We start from the raw sequence: 20,053 nt of genomic DNA on the forward strand, positions 1-20,053 counted from the left end.
CTTTATTTTAATAAAAACTTTTTTAAGAAATAAAATTTAGCAATCAGTCTACATCTTTATTTTATTAAGTTAGAAAAGCAAGAATTGAGAAATCTAATTAGATTAACGATATTTAGTCTAAAACTTTTTTTAAAATGAACAAATCCGCATTTTCCTGACGCTACCCCATTAAGGGTCATAGTACATAAAACTAATAGCTTCCGAACATACTAATAAAATGTTTTGGAGGTGAGTTTTATGGATAAAAAAGACTTTCAAAAAGTTTATAATGAATACTTACAACAAGGGGAAGACCAAGCTCAATTGGAAGTAGTTGAGGAAGTCGATTCAGGAGTAGAACAAATTGTTGCAGTTCGTAAAAATGATGAGGATGATATTATTGCTTTTAAAACAAGTAGTGGAAGAGAATTAGATTATATTACTGCTCTTGATGAAGCAAAATCAGGGAAGTTAGCTCATGTGGACGTATTTTATAAGTATGGCAGGGATATTATACGTAGTGAACCTGATGGTATTAAAGAAAATAACTTAGATAACTTACCTTCTTTTTAAACGGGTAAACCTAAAGAAGAGAATGTTAATTTGGATATTCTCTTCTTTACTTTACTAATTTACTGTGATCTTCGTAAACTTGCTGTAAGAAAACCATCAGTTATTCAATTATAGGGCGCAATTGTGGAGAAACACATGTTGAAAATGATCAAACTTTTTATAAAACTGAAACCCAAATTTGCTGAATATGTGGAAAAATAAGTAAAAGGGGTGGTGCATATTATACATGACTAATATGTGTCACTCCTTATTTTTTATGACTTTTTACGATTTAGTTCATGATAAATTTTAAAAAAGAAACACCAAATAATCATTTGGGCAGGCTTTTTAATTTGGTTTCTAATTGCCCTTATATATTTAACAATTTAGTTCGTTTAATTATAAATTTAAAAAGGAATTTATATGAACGATCTTAAAATTGTGATTTATTACAGAAAAGGTCATCGTTGTTAAATAAGGTACAAATATATAGTCCAATCAGTACGTACCTATTATGTAATTCATTTAAAGGATATAAAGAATAAAAAGGCTCTAATATTGAATAAGAATATAAAGGGCAGAACTTATTTGAAGACTTTTGAAACTTTGTACTTTTAGGTAGTTTTTAAAACTAATAGGCTTCATTTCTTAAATGAGAAGGGAGAATGTTTTTTGAGCTTAAAACATGAGAAACATATGAGGTCAGAAATAGCTGATAAAACTTATTTGACTAAAGGATGGGGCTATGTTGCAGCTCTTGCACTGTTGCCGTATGCGATTTTAAAATCGCTTTGGGCATGGGGATCAACGGTAGGACTTACAACAAAACAAGCTGTACAAAATGTAGCAGGGTTTGGTGATACCTTAAAGGAAGGACCTGCTTTTCTATATACGTTATATACCATCGGAATAGACTTCACAGCTATCTTGGCGATGCTGGCATCTTTATTTGCTTTAGCTCTCGTGACTTCCTGGGGGGAGAAACTACCAAAATGGTTATTAATCATATTAGGATGGTCAGTTGGGGTGTTGACAGTTCTAATTAGCTTCTTGACAGCTCTTCAATTTTTAGGAGTGCTTCCAAAAGGATACACCGAAGGGTTAGCCATTTGGGTGTATGTGGTAACGTACGGAGGATTGTTCTTGTGGGGAGTAACTGTATTTATAGCGACTCTGTCGTTCCAGCATCGGATTAAAAATAAACAGTCCACCAAAAGAAGGTATTTAAGGAAATGATTTACTTATAATGCTTATCTTGAATATCCTTTCAGTGTTGGTGTTCCGGGACAATTTTCAACAATCGGGCGCGATTGTTGAAGAATCCTTAGATTTAATCGACTTTATTGTCATTTTACATCATGAACTACTTGTTGAACTTTGAGCATTATAACTTCAGCACTTGGTTTTATAATACCTTTGGGAATGTATTATTATTTCTACCTTTGGGAATTTTGGTTTCACTGGTCTTTATTGATGTAAAATATCTTAGTCAAGTGATATATCTATCTCTTTTTATTAGTGTTTCCGTTGAAACTACTCAATATATTACTACATTAGGTGTTTTTGACGTAGATGATATTATCTTAAATACATTAGGTAGTATTTTAGGTTTTATGATATTAGTTTTTATTAAAAATAAGAGGTTAAAGTTTTTCAACTAACGGGTGCGTTAGTGAAACAGAACATAGAGAAAGACTGACATAATAGGTCAGTCTTATTTTTTGCGTGTCTAACGTTATATACATATATACATCGTATTGTGGTTGAAAACATAAGTTTTTTTAAAATTTAGTATTGATAAGTTTAACATAGCCTTCTAATAAATAAAAAGAATCACAAAAAAGAAAGAGTTATTTCGCTCTTTCTTTTTTGTGGAAACAGTCTCCTAACACACCGAACGTTTGACCGTAGAATCGTTTTTTAAAATTACGATTATGTTTAAAAAGGTAGGTATACGTTATAGATTTTGATGTCATGAGGCTATTAGTATAGGGAGTGTGAAAGTTTCTTCCATTCACTTAAATACATTTTATCAGTCCTTTTTAATTCAATAGGAAGTCTAGCAATGAGTTCTAAACTATTGCCATCAGGATCATCAAAATATACTGCTGCATGTGCTTGTTCTGGAAAAACAATTGGTTCAATCGGTTCCATTCCAAAATCCTTTCTGGCAGTAATCCCTTTATGACTCAACCATTCTATAGCCTTTTCTAAATCATTCAACTCTACTTGAAAAGCTACATGCCGCAGGGAAGGATGATATTTTGTTTTATATTCTTTTCCTTGCCAAAGTCCTAACCAACTTTGTTCTTCTACAATCCAAAAGAAAGCAGTCGTTTTACATTTTTTATATAGTTTTAAACCTAATGATTCATAAAATGGAATTGATATTTCTAGATTACTAACAGGAAGATGTGCCTCATATAGTCCCTTGATCATAAAAAATCGCCTCCTTTGTTTCTTCTTATTTTAATCTATATATTTCCAGATTAAATCAACAAAAAGATTGGAATACACCTCATACAAAAGTATGAAATAAAAAAACAGCTCATTTATCATGAGCTGTTACTGTTTGCATGCCTCGACATCAATTCCGGCAGCAATTAATTTTTTCTCTCCGTCTTGTTCAATTAATTTCTGTAATTTTGATAAGAAAGAGTCAAAGTCTGTATGCTTAGCAACTTGGAATGTCATTTTATGTTCAATCGGAAGCCATGTATCAATGTCTGCTTCGTTATGCTGAATTTTTACTTCCAGTTTATCAAGAGCATTTGCGACTTTTGCCTCATATGTTTCTTTTGCTTCAAATTCCATCCATAAATCGTATAATTCGTCCCCAAGAGGGCCGTCTAATGTACGTTTAATATTTCGAATGGCTTGTTGTTCGTTTTCTTGTTTTTTTAGTTGTAATTCTTCACTATTCATTGTGTCAAAAGCAGGAATATCACCAGCTTCTGCTTCAACAAGGTCATGAATGATGACCATTTTAAGTAATTTTTCCATTTGTACTGTTTTATCTAAATAAGGCTGAACGAGAACAGCCATGAGTGACATACGCCATGTATGTTCTGCGACACTTTCTTGACGACCGTTTGAAAGCCAGCTGTGTCTCATTTCATATTTCAGCTTTTCTGCTAGTGCAATAACTTGTAAAATATTGTGCTCCATATGGATCCCCCTTATATTGCTATACAATAATCTTAATATAAAAATGAAATGTGTCAATTTTGTTGTTGTACCATTTTGATTTGACGGATAATTTAGAAATATTGTAAAATATTTTTATAATATTTTTTTATTTTTACAAAAGACAAAGAATTAATATAAAAATTGCAAAGTGCTGAGAGGGAGTGGGAATACAATGTACCAACATGCAGCAATTACTGTACTAAGTCTTTTGAAAAATATGTCAGATGAAATGAAAAATGATAGTAAAGTAGAAGAGGAATGTAAAAAAATAGAGAAACAATTCCATATAACGTATGAAGAGTTAATGGGTTTATATAATAAAATGGTCGTATTTCAAAGAGATATTGAGAAAATAGGTGGTTTGTTAGCGTATGAACAATCTCCTATTATGTGGTTAAAATCTGAATTAGAATTGTTATATGTGACATATCAATTTTGCCAGCGTTATGATTTGAATATTGCGGATATTTCAAAGTATGTAAATAAAGAAAGCCTTCAGTTGTTTCCAAAAACAGAAAGTCAACTGCAGAATACGTACTATAAATTAAAAAAACAAGAGTTGCCATTTGAAAATATTAAAAAGGGAAAACCAGGTCGTAAGAGAAAACATGGATCTGGAAAAAATACTGAAGAAAAGTTAAAGCGTGAAAATAGCGTTGGGTTTCATAATGAACATACAGAAAATAATCTTGTTACAGTGTTATCAGGGATTGTTGATAATTTTGAAACAATTGGTGTACAAAGTGAAAAACAAGAACTGTATCAATTTATGGAAGGGATTTACAAACTTTCTAGTTTGGCAGCAGGGCATATGAGAGAAGAACATGGTATACATGATGTGCAGAGGGAATTACATGCTCTACGTGCAGAAAATGAGCAACTACGATGTGAAAAGGAAGAACTTATTTCGAGTATGAAAGAAATGACAAATCAAATGAATCATTTCATCGAGAGCTCTGATATTGAACAAATTCGAACATTACCGTATTTTGTGAATATGTGTAAACAATATTTACATAAGAGCGGAGTACACAATGAAAAACAAACTATGTCAATGAAACAGTAAGACTCTAGTACCTGATAAAACAAGAGCGTAAATGCCACTGCATAAAAATTTTGCAAAAGAAAAAGCACAAGCCTAGTAATATCAAAGGTTTGTGCTTTTTCTATGTTACTGATAACGCCAATTATGTTACGTAATGGTCATTTATTCCACCTATGTTTATCTTTTTTCCTACTGCAAGTTTAGTAACTTCATTCATCTTTTGCCTGAAGAAGAGGCGCATTGGATATGTCCAACGTATATCGCAAAGGTGAAAAATGGGACAGCGGAAAATCTGGAACAACATGCGATTGATGGGATTGGGTGGTTTTCGTTAGAGAGTCTTCCGGCGCCGTTAACGTTAACATTACAAAATGCATTGCGAGAATATCAAAAGTAAAAATACAGGAATGTATCCCGTAAAAGCCCTCAGTAGAACGGAAGAAAATTTCCGCTGAGGGCTATTTTTATTTTTGATTTCAAAATAATAGTAGGACAAGCTAAGTTTTTAGGAATGAAAATAAATTTATATAAAATTCAGAATTTTATTGACTGTCCGAATGTTTCTTTTTATATTAGTAGGTATAACAATAACTACTAAAGGGGTGGGGACATGACAGAGGTATTATTTCTACAGGATGCATATGAAAGAACTTGTCAAACAGAGATAACGAAAATTGATGGAGAGCGAGTATTTGTCAAGGAAACAATCTTTTATCCGACAGGTGGAGGCCAAGAATGTGATACAGGTGTTTTTATACAGGGGGAGCATACTTTCGAAGTTGAAAAAGTAAAAAAAGAACAAGGGGAGATTGTTCACTATGTGAAAGATGCAACGGATTTACAGCTTGGCTCAGTTCAAGCAGAAATCGATTGGGAGCGTCGTCATAATTTGATGCGTCATCACTCCTTACTGCATTTGATTGGTGCAGTTGTATATGAAAAATACGGGGCGCTATGTACAGGGAATCAAATTTATTCTGATAAAGCACGTATTGATTTTAATGAATTACAAGAGTTAACAAGTGAGCAAGTGCAAGAAATTGTGACAGAAGTAAATGAGTTGATTCAGCAAAATAAAGAAATCTCTACAAGATTCATAAGCCGCGAAGAAGCAGAAAATTCTACAGGAATGATTAAAACAGCGATAAACCTTCTACCACTATCTATTCAAGAAATTCGCATTGTAACGATTCAAGATATTGATGAGCAAGCATGCGGGGGAACACATGTAAAGTATACAAACGAAATTGGTTCCCTTGTGATCGATAAAGTGAAAAGTAAAGGAAAACAAAATCGACGCTTTGAAGTACGTGCTGTCCAGTAAATACAAACAAAGATAGAGTGAGGGATTGCAGTGGATGAAGTCATGAAGGAACTACAAAAATTAGGGTTTTCACAATATGAATGTAAAGCTTATATCGGTTTATTAAAGCATTATCCAGCGACAGGATATGAAATTAGTAAGCAAACAGGAGTACCGCGCTCGATGATTTATGAAGTACTCGGTAAATTGATGGATAAAGGTGCGGTGCATTTAGTACCGTCAGAACCGGTTAAGTATGTTCCTGTATCAGCAAGTGAATTAATGAACCGAATGAGAAAGGATTTTGAAAAATCGTTTGATTTTCTTGATCAAAAGTTAAATTGTTTGGAGCAGGAACGCCAAGTAGATGTCATCTCTCATATTCGCAGCGATGAACGTATTTTGAAAGAAATAAGCAATATCATTGAGCGGGCGGAAGAAGAATTATGGATTTCTGTATGGGAACAGCAGGTGTTTCAGTTAGAAGCGTTAATCCAGCAGAAAGAACAGGAAGGCGTACATATTTTTTCTGTTTTATTTGGAGCACCGCATACTAAAATCGGAACGACGTTTCATCATAACTATATGACACCGGATGTTGTGAAAGAGCGGATGGGCGGTCATTTAACAATTGTTGCACGGGATGGAAAAGAAGTGCTCATTGCTAACTTTTTAGATCATAGCACATCATGGGCTGTGACAACGTATGACCCGGTATTAGTGCTCGTGGCAACGGAATATGTTCGTCACGATATTATGGTTGAAGAAATTACGCAAGAGTTTGGACCTAATAAGCTTGATGCACTATGGCGAAATAATTCTGATTTGGTTCACGTTGTAACGGGAAAACGACTGATTCAAAAAATGAAGGGGGAAGAATGATGGCTAGGGCAGAAGTGCAAATGCCAATGCACGAAGATGAAACGTTTCGGCAAGGTGTGAAGGATTGTTTGCCGACAGTGCTGGGCTATTTAAGTATCGGGATTGCGGCAGGCGTCATTGAAAAAACAGCCGGGTTTTCTTTAGCAGAAATTACGCTTATGTCTATCCTGATTTATGCTGGATCCTCACAATTCATACTAGCTGGTATGTTTGCGGCAGGCGCACCTGCTTCAGCAATTATATTTACTGTATTCTTTGTCAATTTACGTCACCTGTTAATGAGTGCAGCGTTAGCACCTTATTTAAAGAAAGTCCCTTTTATGAAGAATATGATAATCGGTTCCCAAATTACAGATGAAACATTTGGTATCGCAGCGCAACATGCCTCGGGAAAGCAATATTTAAGTGAAAAGTGGATGCTCGGTTTAAATGTAACGGGGTACTTAAACTGGATCTTGGCAAATATTGTTGGGGGTATTTTTGGAGAGTGGATTCCAGATCCACATACGTATGGAATGGATTATGCATTACCCGCTATGTTTATTGGGTTATTCGTTCTACAGTTAATGAGCAACCATCCAAAATTAGCGATTCATGTAAGTGTAGCAGTTGCAGCAATTGTGATTGCGTATAGCGTACATTTTTTCGTACCAGCAAGCGTAGCGGTTATTATTGCAACACTTGCAGCAGCAACAATTGGGGTGGTGATTGAGAAATGGAAGTAAGGTTGGATGTACTATTACTTTTATTAGGAGCAGGTTTGGTAACATTAATTCCGAGAATATTACCACTTCTTGTATTTAGTAAAATACAAATTCCAGACTGGGGCTTAAAGTGGCTGAATTATATACCGATTGCGATACTAGCAGCACTCCTTGCTCAAGTGTTATTTATGCATGAAACGATGCAATGGGACTATATATTAGCTGCTATTCCAACGTTCCTTGTTGTCATTTATACACGTAGCTTATTAGGAGCGGTATTAACGGGCGTGATTGTGATTATTTTGTTACGTTTTTTCATGTAACAAGGATTCTCGCATATTGTATCGAAATATGTAATATCACGATTTAAAGGGGAGGGTGCTATGCTCATTGTCACAATAGGTGTTATTCTGTTCACACTGTTTTTCTGTTTTATAATTGGACTTATGACTTATACAATGTTTGTTAAAAAAGCAACCCCGCAAATTTATTACACACCAGTTGATTCCATCACAGCGCAACCACATGTAAACAAAGATAAGGAAAAGAAAGGCTTTTAAGCCTTTCTTTTATCTGTTTATTCCTGTTTGGATGGAGCGCACCAATTTAAAAAACGAGATACTTTAAAAAATACTGATTGGCCCAGCTCCTATAAGACGAATTTACATGTTGGAAATCCCGTGCAATAATAGCCCAAACAGTAAACTAATAAAAGTAGTGTAAATGACATGTCATAACTCCTTTCGATAGATTTTTTTCACAGATTCCAAAAACATCAAACTACAAATGAAACAAATGTGGTTAGGAGGGAGGTAACTGCTCATAAGAGAGCGATAAATTCAACTAACCATAAGTGGACAATGAAGCATCCACTTATGGCAAGCTCACTCTATCAATCACAATTTTTCCAAGAAACGAATCTATCATTTCGAATGCTTGTTTTGTAGATTTTTCGTTATACTTTGTAGTGTAAGGGTCAAGAAATCCATGCTCTCCGGGAAGCTGCTGTATATGTAGAAATGGATTGTTTTGTTTTTGCAAAGCTGTGATAAGAGAAGGAACTGAAAAACTTGCTTCTTTTTCTGGGAAAATTAATAGCGTAGGACATGTAGGTACAATATGCGTATAATCCCGTATTCGCGATCCATAGCAACCAATGACAAAATCAACGTTTTGATTTTTACTACATAGCCATGCGATGGTTGCACCAACACTAAAACCAATGAGTCCGATGTATGTGTAGTCTTTATGTAGTTGTAAAATTATATTTTCAATTTGTTCTTTTCCATGTTGGAATCCGGCGATGTGCATAAAATGGGAGTAAGCTTTTTGTTCTTTTTCATAATGAAAAGGAGTGTTACCTTGTAAAAGATTTGGGCAGAAGACATCTATATGCTGCGAAGAAAATTTTGTTACAACGTCCTGCATATGTTCATTTACTCCGTATATTTCGTGCACAACAATAAGAGCTACTTTATGATTCATAGATTATAAACTTTTTCTTTGAAAATCATATTCTTTTTCAACAACACAAATCTTCATGTGAAATTGTTCATACCATTGTTCACGACCTCGTTGTCTCGCTATAGTATGGGCAGCATTTTCTCGCCAATGTTTAATTGCCTCAAGTGATTCCCAGTATGAAATGGTAATTCCCAACCCAGACGTATCTCGTACACTTTCAACGCTTATAAATCCTGGCTGTTGCTTTGCAAGATCCTCCATTTTTTCAGCAACATCGTCGTAATCTGTAGTGTCTTGTGAAAGTTGGGAAGTGAATATAACTGCATAATAAGGGGGGGGCTTTTTATTTGATTTGTCCATTTTTTTCCTCCATATACAATAATAAGATGTATTGTATCATAAAAGCGTGGATTTAAAATGAATTTTTTACCATCTATAAAGGATAACCTATTTAACAGTACTCTAAAAGAAGTCCCACTTCGAAGGAAAATGAAGTGGGACTTCTTATATTTCTTCTAGGCTGTTAATTGGAACAGTTAATTCACGGTTTGGGTTTGCTGCATCATATATACGTGCGGTTTCATTGCTTTCATCAACATGTTGAATCATGACTGGCATTCCTTGAAAACTGACATTTGCTTGTTCTGATGACTCGGAAATTTCTTTTGCACGTTGAATATTCATTTTTTACACTCCTCCCATCATTACTATCTTTGCTCTGAGAGAGGAATAATATACCGAATTAACATGAATTTAAAGTTTTTGTATTATTTGTAATGTTTCTTCGATAAAAGTAGTAAACATTGAGTCAGGAAATTCTTGTATAGCATCAAAAGCTTGCGTTGCTTCATTCAGTGCTTGTTCTTTATTTTGCAGTTGCATATAGCAAAGTGCACGATAACTTCCGGCCGTTATAACCCAAGCTTGATCTAGGGGATGGAACGCATAGCGAGGCATCTCCACTTGTTGTAGTGTTTCCAATGCTTCTTCATATTTTCCGAGACCGTATAATGCTTTTCCTTTTTCTAAGTAATAAAAACCATCTTGTTTAAAATCTATTTCGTGTTCACACTGTTCCAAATATAACTCTACATGTTGTAATGCGATATCATATTGTTTTGTTGCATTATGGTAGGAAGCTTTTAATATGTGTAGAATAGACGCAGAGAAAGTATTTTCTGTAAATATCGCGAATTGTTCTGCTTTTTTAATATAATGCATATATTTCTCTTGATTCTGAGCCAATGTTGCCTGATAAGAAAGAATACGATAACATTCATCTGTTTTGTAATACACTTGATTTTCTTTAGAGAACCTAAGAGATTGAAGTAGGATTTTTTCAGCCCTTTCATAGTCTCCAAACGCTAGTATTACAATAGCTTCATCTAAAAAGAGTTGAATTTGCATGATAAGATCTATTTCTAATTGTTTTTCTGCATATTCTTTACGAATCGAATCAATTAATTGTAGACATTCTGTATATTTTTTATTGACAAATAACACGCGAAAGAAAAACAGTTTTGTTTCTGTACTTTCACGATATAAAGTATATTTTTGAAAGATAATTACTGCTTTTTCAATATATTCTTGTATATCATAGTCTTCTGCGAAAATAGCAATTTGGGCATATTGTTTATATAAACGCGCTGCACTTAAAGTAGATGGTAGATCATTTTGGATTATAGGTAATAGTTTGTTATACACCTCTTCAAAACGACCATCATTAATATATTGTTCCATTTCTTGGACAAGTTCAGTTAAGTCTTCATCATTTTCCTCCAATAAGAAACTCGCGTCACAATCAAGTTTATCCGCAAGATAATGTAATGTTTTCATAGAAGGCGTTGCTTTGCCATTTTCAATTTGACTCAGCATGCTTTTCGTTAGCTCTGTGCCAGCTAGTTCAGTTTGGGTTAGTCGCTTTTCTTTTCGTAATGTACGAATTTTTTCTCCAAGAGTAGCCATATAATTGCTCCTTAATGTTAAAAAGTTAAATATTATTAAACTTTTTGTTGTCAAAATCTAAAAGTTAATTATATAATAAGTTTAACACAATTTAACTTTCTAGGGGAGAGTGACATAATGGGAGATATAAGTATAAATCAAAATGATCCAAGAATCAAAATTGCGACGAGAAATATCATTTTGATGATGATTGGAAAATTGACTTCTTTATTAGGTGCAGGAGTTTATGCGTTTGCGATGGGGTTATATGTATTAAAAACGACAGGGTCAGCTGCTGGATTTGCGATTACGCTCATTTGTGGTTCAGTTCCAAGAATGATTTGTGGACCAATTGCAGGTGCGGTAGCGGATCGAGTAAACCGAAGATGGCTTGTTATTGGTGCAGACTTATTAAGTAGCATTATAATGTTAACGATGTTTTTACTTTCTACTACATGGGGACTTTCACTTCCATTCATCTATGTATCTGCAGCGTTGTTAGCAATATGTGCAAGTTTCTATACGGTTGCTTTTACAGCTTCTATTCCAACTTTAGTTGACGGTGAGCGTATTCAACAAGCAAGTTCTTTAAATCAAACAGCAACATCACTTTCGACTATTTTAGGTCCAATTATTGGTGGGATGGTATTTGGTTTCTTATCTATGAACTTCTTTTTTCTATTAAATGGAATTACGTTTTTCTTAGCGGTAATCATACAATTGTTTATCGTATTTAATTTGTATAAAGTACAGTCAGAGCAGGGGAAAGCTCATTTTTTAACGAGTATAAAAGAAGGTTTCTCATATGTGAAAAAGCAGCGCAATATTTATTCGATGATAAAATTGGCAATTTGGCTTAATTTTTTTGGATGTGCCATTCAAGTTGCTCTTCCTTATATTGTCGTTCAAAACTTACAATTGTCTTCTAAGCAACTTGGAGTTGTAGAAGGAATGTTAGCAGTTGGGATGTTAATTGGTGCCATTGTTTTATCGGTTCGTAAAGAAATTAATAATATGTTTCGTGTGATTCGCATTGGTTTGTTTATATTAGCATGCTTGTATTTATGTACCGTATTTCCATTATTAGTTGCACTTCCGAAAACGGTAAGTTTTATTTACTATATATTTTTTATGCTCCTTTGTGGAATAATGCAGGCTGCAATTAACATACCTCTTCAAGTATATATTCAAAAAACAACTGATCCTGGGTATTTAGGCCGTGTTTTTGGACTTCTTGAAGCAATCGTTCCAGTAATTGCACCTATTGGACTCATTTTGTATGGAGTTTTATTAGATGCCATTCCAACTAGTGTAGTAATGACCATTTCAGGAGTAGGCTTACTTTTAGTAGTACTATTAGGAACGAAGCAATGGGGCGTGAAAAAACAAGTGGATGTATCAGCTTAAATAAAATGAAATTTCCATCAGTATAGCGTTTTACTGCCCATGAATAGCGGGAGAAATAGTGTGTTTCTGTGAGAAAACTTCATTTCTTTCATATTTAAAAATATGAAGAAGGTGAAGTTTTCTTTTTTTGAAAGTGTTTTTTAGTTATGATACATTTAGTAGGATAGCATTCTTTAGTTGAATAACTTCACAGGATTTACAATTTTAATCCAGCAATTTAAGTTGAGAGATAGAACGGGAAGAAAAGAGAAGAGGAGAAATACACCATGAGAAAAAGAATTTTTATTATGCTAGGATTATTTCTTATCATGGCTGGCTGCAGCTCCAGTAATTATGATATGCAAGTAGAAACAGGCATGAAATCACTAAAGGATGGGAATTATAGTGATGCAACAATGTGGTTTGAAAAAGCGGAAAAAGAAAAATCTACTAATGAAGCAAAAACATATATGAACATAGCAAAGTGGATGGACAATGGTGCGACAGCATTAAAGGCTGGTAAGTATCAAGAAGCGATGGAAAATGCGAATCAAGTGATACAGACGAAAAAGGATGCGACACTTGAAAAAGCTGTAAAGGCAAATGCAGAGGAAATGCTGCAACAGGCAAAAGATATAGAACAAAAAGAAAAAACAAAAGCTGAAAAACAAAAGAAAATAGACGAAGAGGGTATTGATAAAGCAATAAAAGCAGTCGATAGTGTTGATGAAGTAAGAGAGAAACAGAAAAAGGTTGGAGAAGCTTTAGATAAAGCTGAAGAAGCAAAAGAAAAAATCGAAGCGAAGAAGAATTAAAAAAATCACCCAAGTAAAATAAAGTGCTTGGGTGATTTTTTGTATTCATTCTATCAAAATAGTAGAATTCTTTTCTTAGCTATATAAATCCATTTTGATTTTTTGGACATATAGCCGCGGCTATGGATAACAAAAGGTGACCTGCACTCGTTTTCTCTCTTTGTTTTCACTATGTCTGGGGCAGGAAAAGGATCTGACCGCTTCTATGCATGGCCGGATGCTCTCTCCCACCTAAAAAGAAGAGGTTTATGTCGGTTTTTTAATTTGTATTTATATATATCTTTGTACATAAATCCTTAATTAAATATAATTAGAAAAATCAATTTTGTTACAAAAAGTTGAATTTCCGACATTTTACGAGAAAAAGGATTATAATACAATCATAACCTATTACAAGGAAGTGTAACTATGAGTACTGTTGTTATCGTATATGGTATCATTCTTTCTACAATCTTTGCTACGTTTGTTTTTGGAATCACACGTTATATGCATAAATGGAAAGAAGGGATTGCAAAGTTAAATCATATTGAAGAAGAACTTAGCGATTTAATGTTACACCATGGTAAGTAAAAGGAAGTATTTTTCAGTTGAATAATGTGAAGTATATCACAAAACATGCTAGTAATGAGAGCATGTTTTTTTTATTGTCTATAAACATAATAGGAAGTCTATTGTTGATATGCACATCTGCTTTGCTTTTTCCATAACCTACAATGTTAAGTACGGAATTATATATACATTAAGAGAGTGGAAAAGAGGGATCAGATGGGTAACTCAGGATATGTTCCAGACAATAAAAATCTAATAGTATAATTTTATTATGTAAACAAAAAAGTGAGATGCCGATAGATGACATCTCACTTTTTTGTTTTGGGAGAAACGCGAATGAATGATTGAATATTCAATTAAACGAAAGGTATTTTTATGTTATGGTTTTATAAAGTGAAACTTTTCTCAGTGGGGGGTTTCTTCATCCCCACTGAGAATTAGCCCTTACCAATCGAGCTTTTACGAGCAGTTACCCCCCACCTATCTTCTTTGTTTCTCTCTGAATCTTGAGGTGGGGGTCTTACTGCCCGCGAATAGCGGGATAAAAGGAGAGTGAGAAGAATAGTGAAAACGACTTACATTTATTTCGTACGTCACGCACATTCTATATATACACCAGAAGAAAGAGAGCGCCCGTTATCTGAGAAGGGATTGCAAATGGCTCGAAATGTCACCGCTGTATTAAAACAAGAACAGATCGATTTTGTTATTTCTAGTCCATATAAACGGGCGATGCAAACAGTTGAAGGAGTAGCAGAGCATTTTGAATTATCTATCCAAATAGAAGAAGATTTTCGAGAAAGGTTGTTAAGTAAAATTCCAGTAGTAGATTTTGAACAAGCTATTACGAGAGTATGGGAGAATCCTGCTTTTTCTTTTGCTGGTGGAGAATCGAATAATACTGCGCAAAAGCGTGGGGTTGCATGTTTGAGAAAAATATTAGAGAAGTATGAAGGAAAAAATATTGTGATTGGAACGCACGGAAATCTTATGGTGCTTATTATGAATTATCTTGATTCAAAATATGATATTACTTTTTGGAAAGGATTACAAATGCCTGATATATATAAATTAACTTTTTATGGAGAGAATTTAACTTCTGTAATAAGAATAGAGAATGAGTGTACGATAGAATCGAGTGTTTTACATATTGAATAATTTGTAATATTTTATCAAAATAGCAGGAAAGTAGATAACAATTAGCGAAGTATGAGCTGAAGCATAAAAAATTGTATTATAAAGGAGGCTGTTTATATGTTCGAGAAAGAGAAAAGGTTGTCATCTCTTCCGGGAGAAGTTGTTGAAGTGAACAATGTATATGAAATCGTACCACCAGATGGAACAATTATTGGTATGGCAACGCCAGAAGAAATGGAAGTTGCAGCTGAGCTAGAATTACAGCACTATGCCTATTCTCGTTTGCTGGAAGCAAATATTCAGTTAGACGGTGCCTCCTACAAAGATATACTTCAGGAATTTGAGCAGTATGAAAGAAAATCGATGGTATTTTGGCGAGCATTACATGAACGATTAGCTGTACCGTGGGCATGGGTACTTCGCGTTGATGTTGCGAATGGTCCAATTTATGTGAATAACGGAAATACGTATTACGATGTGGATGATATAGAGGAAGACTACGAATAGAGAAAAAGGAAAGCAGTGAAGACTGCTTTCCTTTTTTATAGATAAGGAGAAGGACTTTGTAATTGGAAGAAAGCTCATTTGCTATTGGCATCCAATCGTAAAACGAACATCCCATTCCAGTTTGAATGACAATCGTTTGAGGCCCTTCACCTTTCATACACACTTCAACCTTCTTTCCGAAAAACTCTACAAATATATTCACTATAATCTCCCCTTAAGCTTGGAACATTTTTTGACAAGCTAATAAAATACACCAAACCCCTATGCCAAATAATACAGAAGTACTAAGAGAAAAGGCATTGCGTAACCCAAAATATACAATTAATAACAGCAGTGCGGATGCCGGGAATCCATATAGAACCCCTAGAGCGAATTGACTTAAGTCTTGTTTGCTTCCACCTTCAACAGAAATCCAAAATAAACTAAGCAAACTTATGAGCGGAAGAGCGGCAATAAAACCGCCAATTGTACTGTAATGTTTGGCAAGTTCTGTTACGCCACCAATAATTAAAGCGGAGGCGAGCACCTTAACGAGAAAAGACATGTTTTGCCTCCTTTGCTAATAACGAAAAGGCAGTTTCAATTAAGTGTTTTTCTTCTTTTGATAGACGAGATTGTAGTATGGTCAATTTCTCCTCATCTAATAAGGTATGTTTTGCTAAAGTGTTCCTGCCTGCTACTGTTAACGTAACATTGACGACACGTTCGTCTTGTTTATTTCGTTCTTTTAGAATGAATCCTTTTTGAATAAGACGTTTTATATGCTCGGATGCAGTATTGTGGGATAGGTTTAATTCTGATGCAACGTTTCCAATTGTAGCAGCTTTTTTTCGTGAAATGATTTGCAAAATCCGAACTGCTTGGTGAGAAAGACTGTCTTCGTATTCATACCGTAAGTGATAATAAATTGTTTTCCAATTATGATTGATGCTTTCCATATGTGTTGTTCTCCTTCTGGTTTTTTTATATCTTATAATACGATATATTCGTTATGTAAGAATTAGTTTCCTTCTTTATTGCGTAAAAATTCGTGAAAAAGTTTATTTTTCTTGAAAGATGCGGTACTCTTAGCGTAAGGGCATGCAATGAGTAAGAGAGAGGATGATATGAATGAATACATTTAAATGGATTGGTCATGAAAAGACATATCTAGACGAAATACATGTTGAAAAATGTGGTCCTCTTTCAATCGGGTTATATGGTGGAAATCAAGACGTTGGTGCAGACACAGAGAAAAGAGAAGATGCGGTACTCGCTTGGTGTGATCCACAGTTAGACTTTGAATTTGTTATGATTTTTGATGCTCATCATAAAGCAAAAAATATCCATTTTATCATAGAAGAAATTTGTGAAAGAAAAGAGAAGTTACAAGAACTATTTGCGTATCCGGTCAATCTTGCATTTCATCATACACATATGTATTTATTAGCATTGTTTACAGATGAGGCATTTATTGAGAAATGTGAACAGGGAAAAAGTGAAACAGCTTGTCTCATTTGCTTACGGAAAGGTGAATTTTTATATTGGCTATCAGTCGGAGAATGCTTTGCCTATTTGTTTCAACCTGAACAATTGCAGAATGGAAAAGGTAGATTAAATCAACGTAAATTTTATGAATGCATTGGAAGAGAAAATGCTTTTTCAGCAAATACATCATGCTTTACTTCAGGTGTTCGTGAACTACTAAATGGCATGAATCATATCGTAATGGTTACTGATGGTGTAGTAGAGTGTGGACGGCGAACATTTGATGATGATCAATTTTTATATGAAGCATTACATGAGGAAAATCAACTTCAAATAGAGCGTGTACTGAAGCATGTACAGGAATGGCAAGGAAGGGATTGTGCAACAATTATTGGCTGGTCGATTGATACAGAAAACAGGGAATGTGCACATTAAAATGATGTAAACAACGAGCTTGGGACATATATGTTCCAAGCTCGCTTTATTTCAAAGAATATGAATATGATACGATTTCATCTATCATCTATATAAATCCATTTTGATTTTTCGACATATAAGCCGCGGCTATGGATAACAACAGGTGACCTGCACTCGTTTTCTCTCTTTGTTTTCACTTGGCATGGGGCAGGAAAAGGATCTGACCGCTTCTATGCATGACCGGATGCTCTCTCACACCTAAAAAGAAGGGTTTTATGTCGTTTTTTTTAATTTGTATTTATATAGTAAGACATTTTATAGTACTCTTCGTAAAATTTCTTTTTCAAAGTGGTCGATGTTTTTTATATGAAAAGGTACGCTCCATAAATATTTGATTGGTTGATATCAATTAAAATGTTTTATCTAGCTATTCGGGTGTAGTAATAACTCAACCTTAAAATTTTGCAAGAAGGAAATTAGGTAAGGGATAAATTGTACGTAAAAGCCCGATTCGTGAGAACTAATGATCAGTGGAAGAAAGAAATCTCTCACTAATTAAAGTTTCACTTTATTGTAAATGTGAGAGAAAATCTTTTTCTATACGTTATATAAGGTGTAAAAGCTTTTACAAAAATTAAGGGGAATGGATATATGAAGTCAAATGATAAAAATTTTATTAAACGATTAAAGCGGCAGGAAGAAGACGCATTGGAGTTTATTGTGGATAAATACTTGCCATTAATGAAAGGAATTACTCATAAAGTTCTCATGCCACTTCAAAACGATGGTGTCATAGAAGAATGTATTAATGATATTTTTCTTTTAATCTGGAACAATGCAAATAAGTTTCATGGCGATTCAGCTGATTTTAAAAAATGGATTGCAGCGATTGCTAAGTTTAAAGCGATTGATTACTACAGAAAAGCAAATAAAGAAGTCGAGATTACTTCAGATGAATTGGATTTAAATACAGGAAAATCGGCAGAAGATGAATTGATTGTAATGGAAGATAGAGATGAACTTATAAAACTAATTAATCAATTAGAGCCTGTGGATCAAAAGATTTTTATCATGAAGTTTCTTCTAGGTTTAAAAACTGAGGAGATAGGAGAAAAACTTGGTTTAACTCGGGCTGCGATAGATAATCGAGTTTATCGTGGGAAAAAGAAACTACAAAAAAGTGCTACGAATCTTAGTTTAGGAGGTAGTGTAGTATGAAAGACATTTATGAACTATTAAATGAGATTGAAATAGATGAAAAAGAATTTGAGGAAATGGAAGCTTCTGAATTTGAAAAGGCAAAAGTGAAACGTAATTTGAAGCAAGCTATACATAAAAAGAAAAAAACAAAGAGCTGGAAAAAGAGGATTGCTACTGCATCCATTCTAGTGGGGGTATCAGCTGCAACACTGGGGCTGGGGTTTCCTACTTATGCCGGGAGTCTTCCTATAATAGGTGATATTTTTCGATTTTTAGATAATGATAGAACAGGTCTTTATGAGAATTATAAAGAATTTTCTACGGAATTAAACATGACAAAGGAAAGTAATGGAATTAAAGTAACAATCAATGATGCCATTTTTGACGGAAGAACCGTATCAGTAACATATTCTATAGAAAGTGAGCAAGATCTAGGGGATAAACCATTTATATTTGGTAACTTAGATATGGAATCCGAGGGAATGGGCGGAAGCTCTCAAATTTCTAAAGTCGCGGATAAAAAATATGTAGGTATGGTAACAGCGACCCACCATAACAGTAACAGAAAAGACTCTATAAAAGTAAGATGGAATATAGGGAGCATAGAAGTACCAGAGAAAAAGAAAGAAGTGAAAGGGAATTGGAATTTTGCTCTTACTCTAAAAGCAATGGATAGCGAAGAGAAAATGATTCATGGAAGTTCGGAAAAAGAAGGGGTAAAAGTAAGTATGGAGAAAATGGAAGTGACACCTATGTCATTTATCATTTTTTACAATCAAGAGGATTCTAAGGAACTACTAAGTAAATGGGATGAAGCGGATGTTGAGTTAGAAATTAAAGATGATTTAGGCAATCAATATGCAGGTGAAGGGAATGGAGGAACAAGTACAGATGCAGAGCCATATAAAAGTAGCTGGAGTGCAACATTCCAAAAACTTAATGAAAATGCAACGAAACTTATTGTCACTCCTCATGTTAACTTGCGAATTTATACTCCTGAAAACCATGGTGGAGTAGAAATGAGTGGAGGAAAAGAGAAGAAAATTGAAGTGCCTAAAAAAGAAGGGAAAGATAAAGATATTGTGTTAGATGATATTGTTATTGATTTGAAGAAATAAAAGAAGAAAGGACTGTCTTAATAAATTGGCAGTCCTTTTGTTTTTGTTAAGAAGTAGTAATTAATAAAGCATGAGGATGCTGCGTTTTATATTCCTCCTTCCATGGAATGTTGAACCGTTCCCATGTTTGTCCTGCATCTGTTGATTGAAATACACCGTTATTATTCAAAGCATAAAACGTATGAGGTTCTGTAAGATTGGTTGCTAGCATGGAAATTACAGTTCTGATTGGAGATGGTAATCCGTGATGAACCGCTTGAAAAGGTTCATTCTTTGTTTTTTTATAAATATAAGATTCATACGGTACATGGTGATGAGCTAGGTCAGCGCTTGGTGCAGTAGTCATGTTTTTTATTGAAAAAAAAGGAACTGTCGGTACATATAACGAAAAGAGT

26 protein-coding genes and 1 pseudogene are annotated in these 20,053 nt (G+C 34.3%); 18 read left to right on the top strand and 9 right to left on the bottom strand.

Features of this window, described 5'->3' with window-relative positions; translation table 11 throughout:
• The first annotated feature begins 237 nt into the window (after positions 1-237).
• The 3 genes from QRE67_RS08045 to QRE67_RS28600 all read left to right on the top strand — a co-directional run bounded on the left by QRE67_RS08045 (position 238) and on the right by QRE67_RS28600 (position 2,192).
• The gene (locus QRE67_RS08045) at positions 238-552 is read left to right on the top strand and encodes a DUF3892 domain-containing protein (protein WP_286124373.1); all 315 of its coding nucleotides are present in this window, start codon (positions 238-240) and stop codon (positions 550-552) included.
• A gap of 651 nt (positions 553-1,203) precedes the next feature.
• Positions 1,204-1,767, top strand: coding sequence for a hypothetical protein (locus tag QRE67_RS08050; protein WP_286124374.1), 564 nt, complete (start codon positions 1,204-1,206; stop codon positions 1,765-1,767).
• 122 nt (positions 1,768-1,889) lie between these two features.
• The gene (locus tag QRE67_RS28600) at positions 1,890-2,192 is read left to right on the top strand and encodes a VanZ family protein (protein WP_353507056.1); all 303 of its coding nucleotides are present in this window, start codon (positions 1,890-1,892) and stop codon (positions 2,190-2,192) included.
• Between the two features lie 322 nt (positions 2,193-2,514).
• Here QRE67_RS28600 and QRE67_RS08055 read toward each other — a convergent pair whose 3' ends face one another.
• Positions 2,515-2,970 carry a VOC family protein gene (locus QRE67_RS08055; protein ID WP_286124375.1) on the bottom strand — a complete coding sequence of 152 codons (456 nt, stop codon included), beginning with the start codon at positions 2,968-2,970 and terminating at the stop codon, positions 2,515-2,517.
• Between the two features lie 126 nt (positions 2,971-3,096).
• Positions 3,097-3,699: an HD domain-containing protein gene (locus tag QRE67_RS08060; RefSeq protein ID WP_286124376.1), complete on the bottom strand. Its 603-nt coding sequence runs from the start codon at positions 3,697-3,699 to the stop codon at positions 3,097-3,099.
• A gap of 193 nt (positions 3,700-3,892) precedes the next feature.
• On the opposite strand from QRE67_RS08060, the gene QRE67_RS08065 reads away from it, so the two are divergent.
• The 7 genes from QRE67_RS08065 (at position 3,893) to QRE67_RS08095 (ending at position 8,214) form a co-directional block, all read left to right on the top strand.
• A complete protein-coding gene (locus QRE67_RS08065) occupies positions 3,893-4,786 on the top strand; it encodes a DNA-binding domain-containing protein (protein ID WP_286124377.1) in 894 nt (297 codons plus the stop codon).
• Positions 4,787-4,985: 199 nt separating this feature from the next.
• A complete protein-coding gene (locus QRE67_RS08070) occupies positions 4,986-5,162 on the top strand; it encodes an NUDIX hydrolase (protein WP_286124378.1) in 177 nt (58 codons plus the stop codon).
• A gap of 213 nt (positions 5,163-5,375) precedes the next feature.
• Positions 5,376-6,089, top strand: a complete 714-nt coding sequence (locus tag QRE67_RS08075; RefSeq protein ID WP_286124379.1) for an alanyl-tRNA editing protein — start codon at positions 5,376-5,378, stop codon at positions 6,087-6,089.
• Positions 6,090-6,119: 30 nt separating this feature from the next.
• Positions 6,120-6,950 carry a TrmB family transcriptional regulator gene (locus QRE67_RS08080; RefSeq protein WP_286124380.1) on the top strand — a complete coding sequence of 277 codons (831 nt, stop codon included), beginning with the start codon at positions 6,120-6,122 and terminating at the stop codon, positions 6,948-6,950.
• The gene (locus tag QRE67_RS08085; protein ID WP_286125214.1) at positions 6,950-7,675 is read left to right on the top strand and encodes an AzlC family ABC transporter permease; all 726 of its coding nucleotides are present in this window, start codon (positions 6,950-6,952) and stop codon (positions 7,673-7,675) included. The genes QRE67_RS08080 and QRE67_RS08085 overlap by 1 nt, the downstream gene beginning before the upstream one ends.
• Positions 7,666-7,977, top strand: a complete 312-nt coding sequence (locus tag QRE67_RS08090) for an AzlD domain-containing protein (RefSeq protein WP_286124381.1) — start codon at positions 7,666-7,668, stop codon at positions 7,975-7,977. Before QRE67_RS08085 ends, QRE67_RS08090 begins: the two co-directional genes overlap by 10 nt.
• A gap of 60 nt (positions 7,978-8,037) precedes the next feature.
• A complete protein-coding gene (locus tag QRE67_RS08095; RefSeq protein ID WP_286124382.1) occupies positions 8,038-8,214 on the top strand; it encodes a DUF3951 domain-containing protein in 177 nt (58 codons plus the stop codon).
• 313 nt (positions 8,215-8,527) lie between these two features.
• On the opposite strand, the gene QRE67_RS08100 is transcribed toward QRE67_RS08095, so the two are convergent.
• The 4 genes from QRE67_RS08100 to QRE67_RS08115 all read right to left on the bottom strand — a co-directional run bounded on the left by QRE67_RS08100 (position 8,528) and on the right by QRE67_RS08115 (position 11,083).
• The gene (locus QRE67_RS08100) at positions 8,528-9,139 is read right to left on the bottom strand and encodes a dienelactone hydrolase family protein (RefSeq protein WP_286124383.1); all 612 of its coding nucleotides are present in this window, start codon (positions 9,137-9,139) and stop codon (positions 8,528-8,530) included.
• Positions 9,140-9,142: 3 nt separating this feature from the next.
• Positions 9,143-9,478, bottom strand: a complete 336-nt coding sequence (locus QRE67_RS08105; protein ID WP_286124384.1) for an antibiotic biosynthesis monooxygenase family protein — start codon at positions 9,476-9,478, stop codon at positions 9,143-9,145.
• Positions 9,479-9,622: 144 nt separating this feature from the next.
• A complete protein-coding gene (locus QRE67_RS08110) occupies positions 9,623-9,802 on the bottom strand; it encodes an H-type small acid-soluble spore protein (RefSeq protein WP_286124385.1) in 180 nt (59 codons plus the stop codon).
• A 69-nt stretch (positions 9,803-9,871) separates the two neighbouring features.
• Positions 9,872-11,083: a helix-turn-helix domain-containing protein gene (locus QRE67_RS08115; RefSeq protein WP_286124386.1), complete on the bottom strand. Its 1,212-nt coding sequence runs from the start codon at positions 11,081-11,083 to the stop codon at positions 9,872-9,874.
• A 117-nt stretch (positions 11,084-11,200) separates the two neighbouring features.
• On the opposite strand from QRE67_RS08115, the gene QRE67_RS08120 reads away from it, so the two are divergent.
• From QRE67_RS08120 to QRE67_RS08140, 5 genes are all read left to right on the top strand, one after another.
• Positions 11,201-12,469 (top strand): MFS transporter, encoded by a 1,269-nt coding sequence (locus QRE67_RS08120; RefSeq protein ID WP_286124387.1) that lies wholly within the window; start codon positions 11,201-11,203, stop codon positions 12,467-12,469.
• 266 nt (positions 12,470-12,735) lie between these two features.
• Positions 12,736-13,263 carry a hypothetical protein gene (locus QRE67_RS08125; RefSeq protein ID WP_286124388.1) on the top strand — a complete coding sequence of 176 codons (528 nt, stop codon included), beginning with the start codon at positions 12,736-12,738 and terminating at the stop codon, positions 13,261-13,263.
• Positions 13,264-13,671: 408 nt separating this feature from the next.
• A complete protein-coding gene (locus tag QRE67_RS08130; protein ID WP_286124389.1) occupies positions 13,672-13,833 on the top strand; it encodes a peptidase in 162 nt (53 codons plus the stop codon).
• A 543-nt stretch (positions 13,834-14,376) separates the two neighbouring features.
• Positions 14,377-14,970, top strand: coding sequence for a histidine phosphatase family protein (locus QRE67_RS08135; RefSeq protein ID WP_286124390.1), 594 nt, complete (start codon positions 14,377-14,379; stop codon positions 14,968-14,970).
• Between the two features lie 75 nt (positions 14,971-15,045).
• Positions 15,046-15,456, top strand: a complete 411-nt coding sequence (locus tag QRE67_RS08140; RefSeq protein WP_286125215.1) for a hypothetical protein — start codon at positions 15,046-15,048, stop codon at positions 15,454-15,456.
• Between the two features lie 214 nt (positions 15,457-15,670).
• Here the strand turns inward: QRE67_RS08140 and QRE67_RS08145 are convergent, their stop codons facing one another.
• Positions 15,671-16,000: a DUF3147 family protein gene (locus QRE67_RS08145; protein WP_286124391.1), complete on the bottom strand. Its 330-nt coding sequence runs from the start codon at positions 15,998-16,000 to the stop codon at positions 15,671-15,673.
• Positions 15,984-16,394, bottom strand: a complete 411-nt coding sequence (locus QRE67_RS08150) for a MarR family winged helix-turn-helix transcriptional regulator (protein ID WP_286124392.1) — start codon at positions 16,392-16,394, stop codon at positions 15,984-15,986. Before QRE67_RS08150 ends, QRE67_RS08145 begins: the two co-directional genes overlap by 17 nt.
• A gap of 172 nt (positions 16,395-16,566) precedes the next feature.
• On the opposite strand from QRE67_RS08150, the gene QRE67_RS08155 reads away from it, so the two are divergent.
• From QRE67_RS08155 to QRE67_RS08165, 3 genes are all read left to right on the top strand, one after another.
• Positions 16,567-17,358 carry a PP2C family serine/threonine-protein phosphatase gene (locus QRE67_RS08155; protein ID WP_286124393.1) on the top strand — a complete coding sequence of 264 codons (792 nt, stop codon included), beginning with the start codon at positions 16,567-16,569 and terminating at the stop codon, positions 17,356-17,358.
• Positions 17,359-17,991: 633 nt separating this feature from the next.
• Positions 17,992-18,558 (top strand): sigma-70 family RNA polymerase sigma factor, encoded by a 567-nt coding sequence (locus QRE67_RS08160; protein ID WP_286124394.1) that lies wholly within the window; start codon positions 17,992-17,994, stop codon positions 18,556-18,558.
• A complete protein-coding gene (locus QRE67_RS08165) occupies positions 18,555-19,658 on the top strand; it encodes a DUF4179 domain-containing protein (RefSeq protein WP_286124395.1) in 1,104 nt (367 codons plus the stop codon). Before QRE67_RS08160 ends, QRE67_RS08165 begins: the two co-directional genes overlap by 4 nt.
• Before the next feature lie 46 nt (positions 19,659-19,704).
• Here the strand turns inward: QRE67_RS08165 and QRE67_RS08170 are convergent.
• Positions 19,705-19,998 (bottom strand): annotated as a pseudogene (locus QRE67_RS08170) (glycosyl hydrolase); the annotation flags it as partial.
• Positions 19,999-20,053 lie beyond the last annotated feature (55 nt).

It is taken from the genome of Bacillus sp. DX3.1 (genome assembly GCF_030292155.1).
Lineage (GTDB): Bacteria > Bacillota > Bacilli > Bacillales > Bacillaceae_G > Bacillus_A.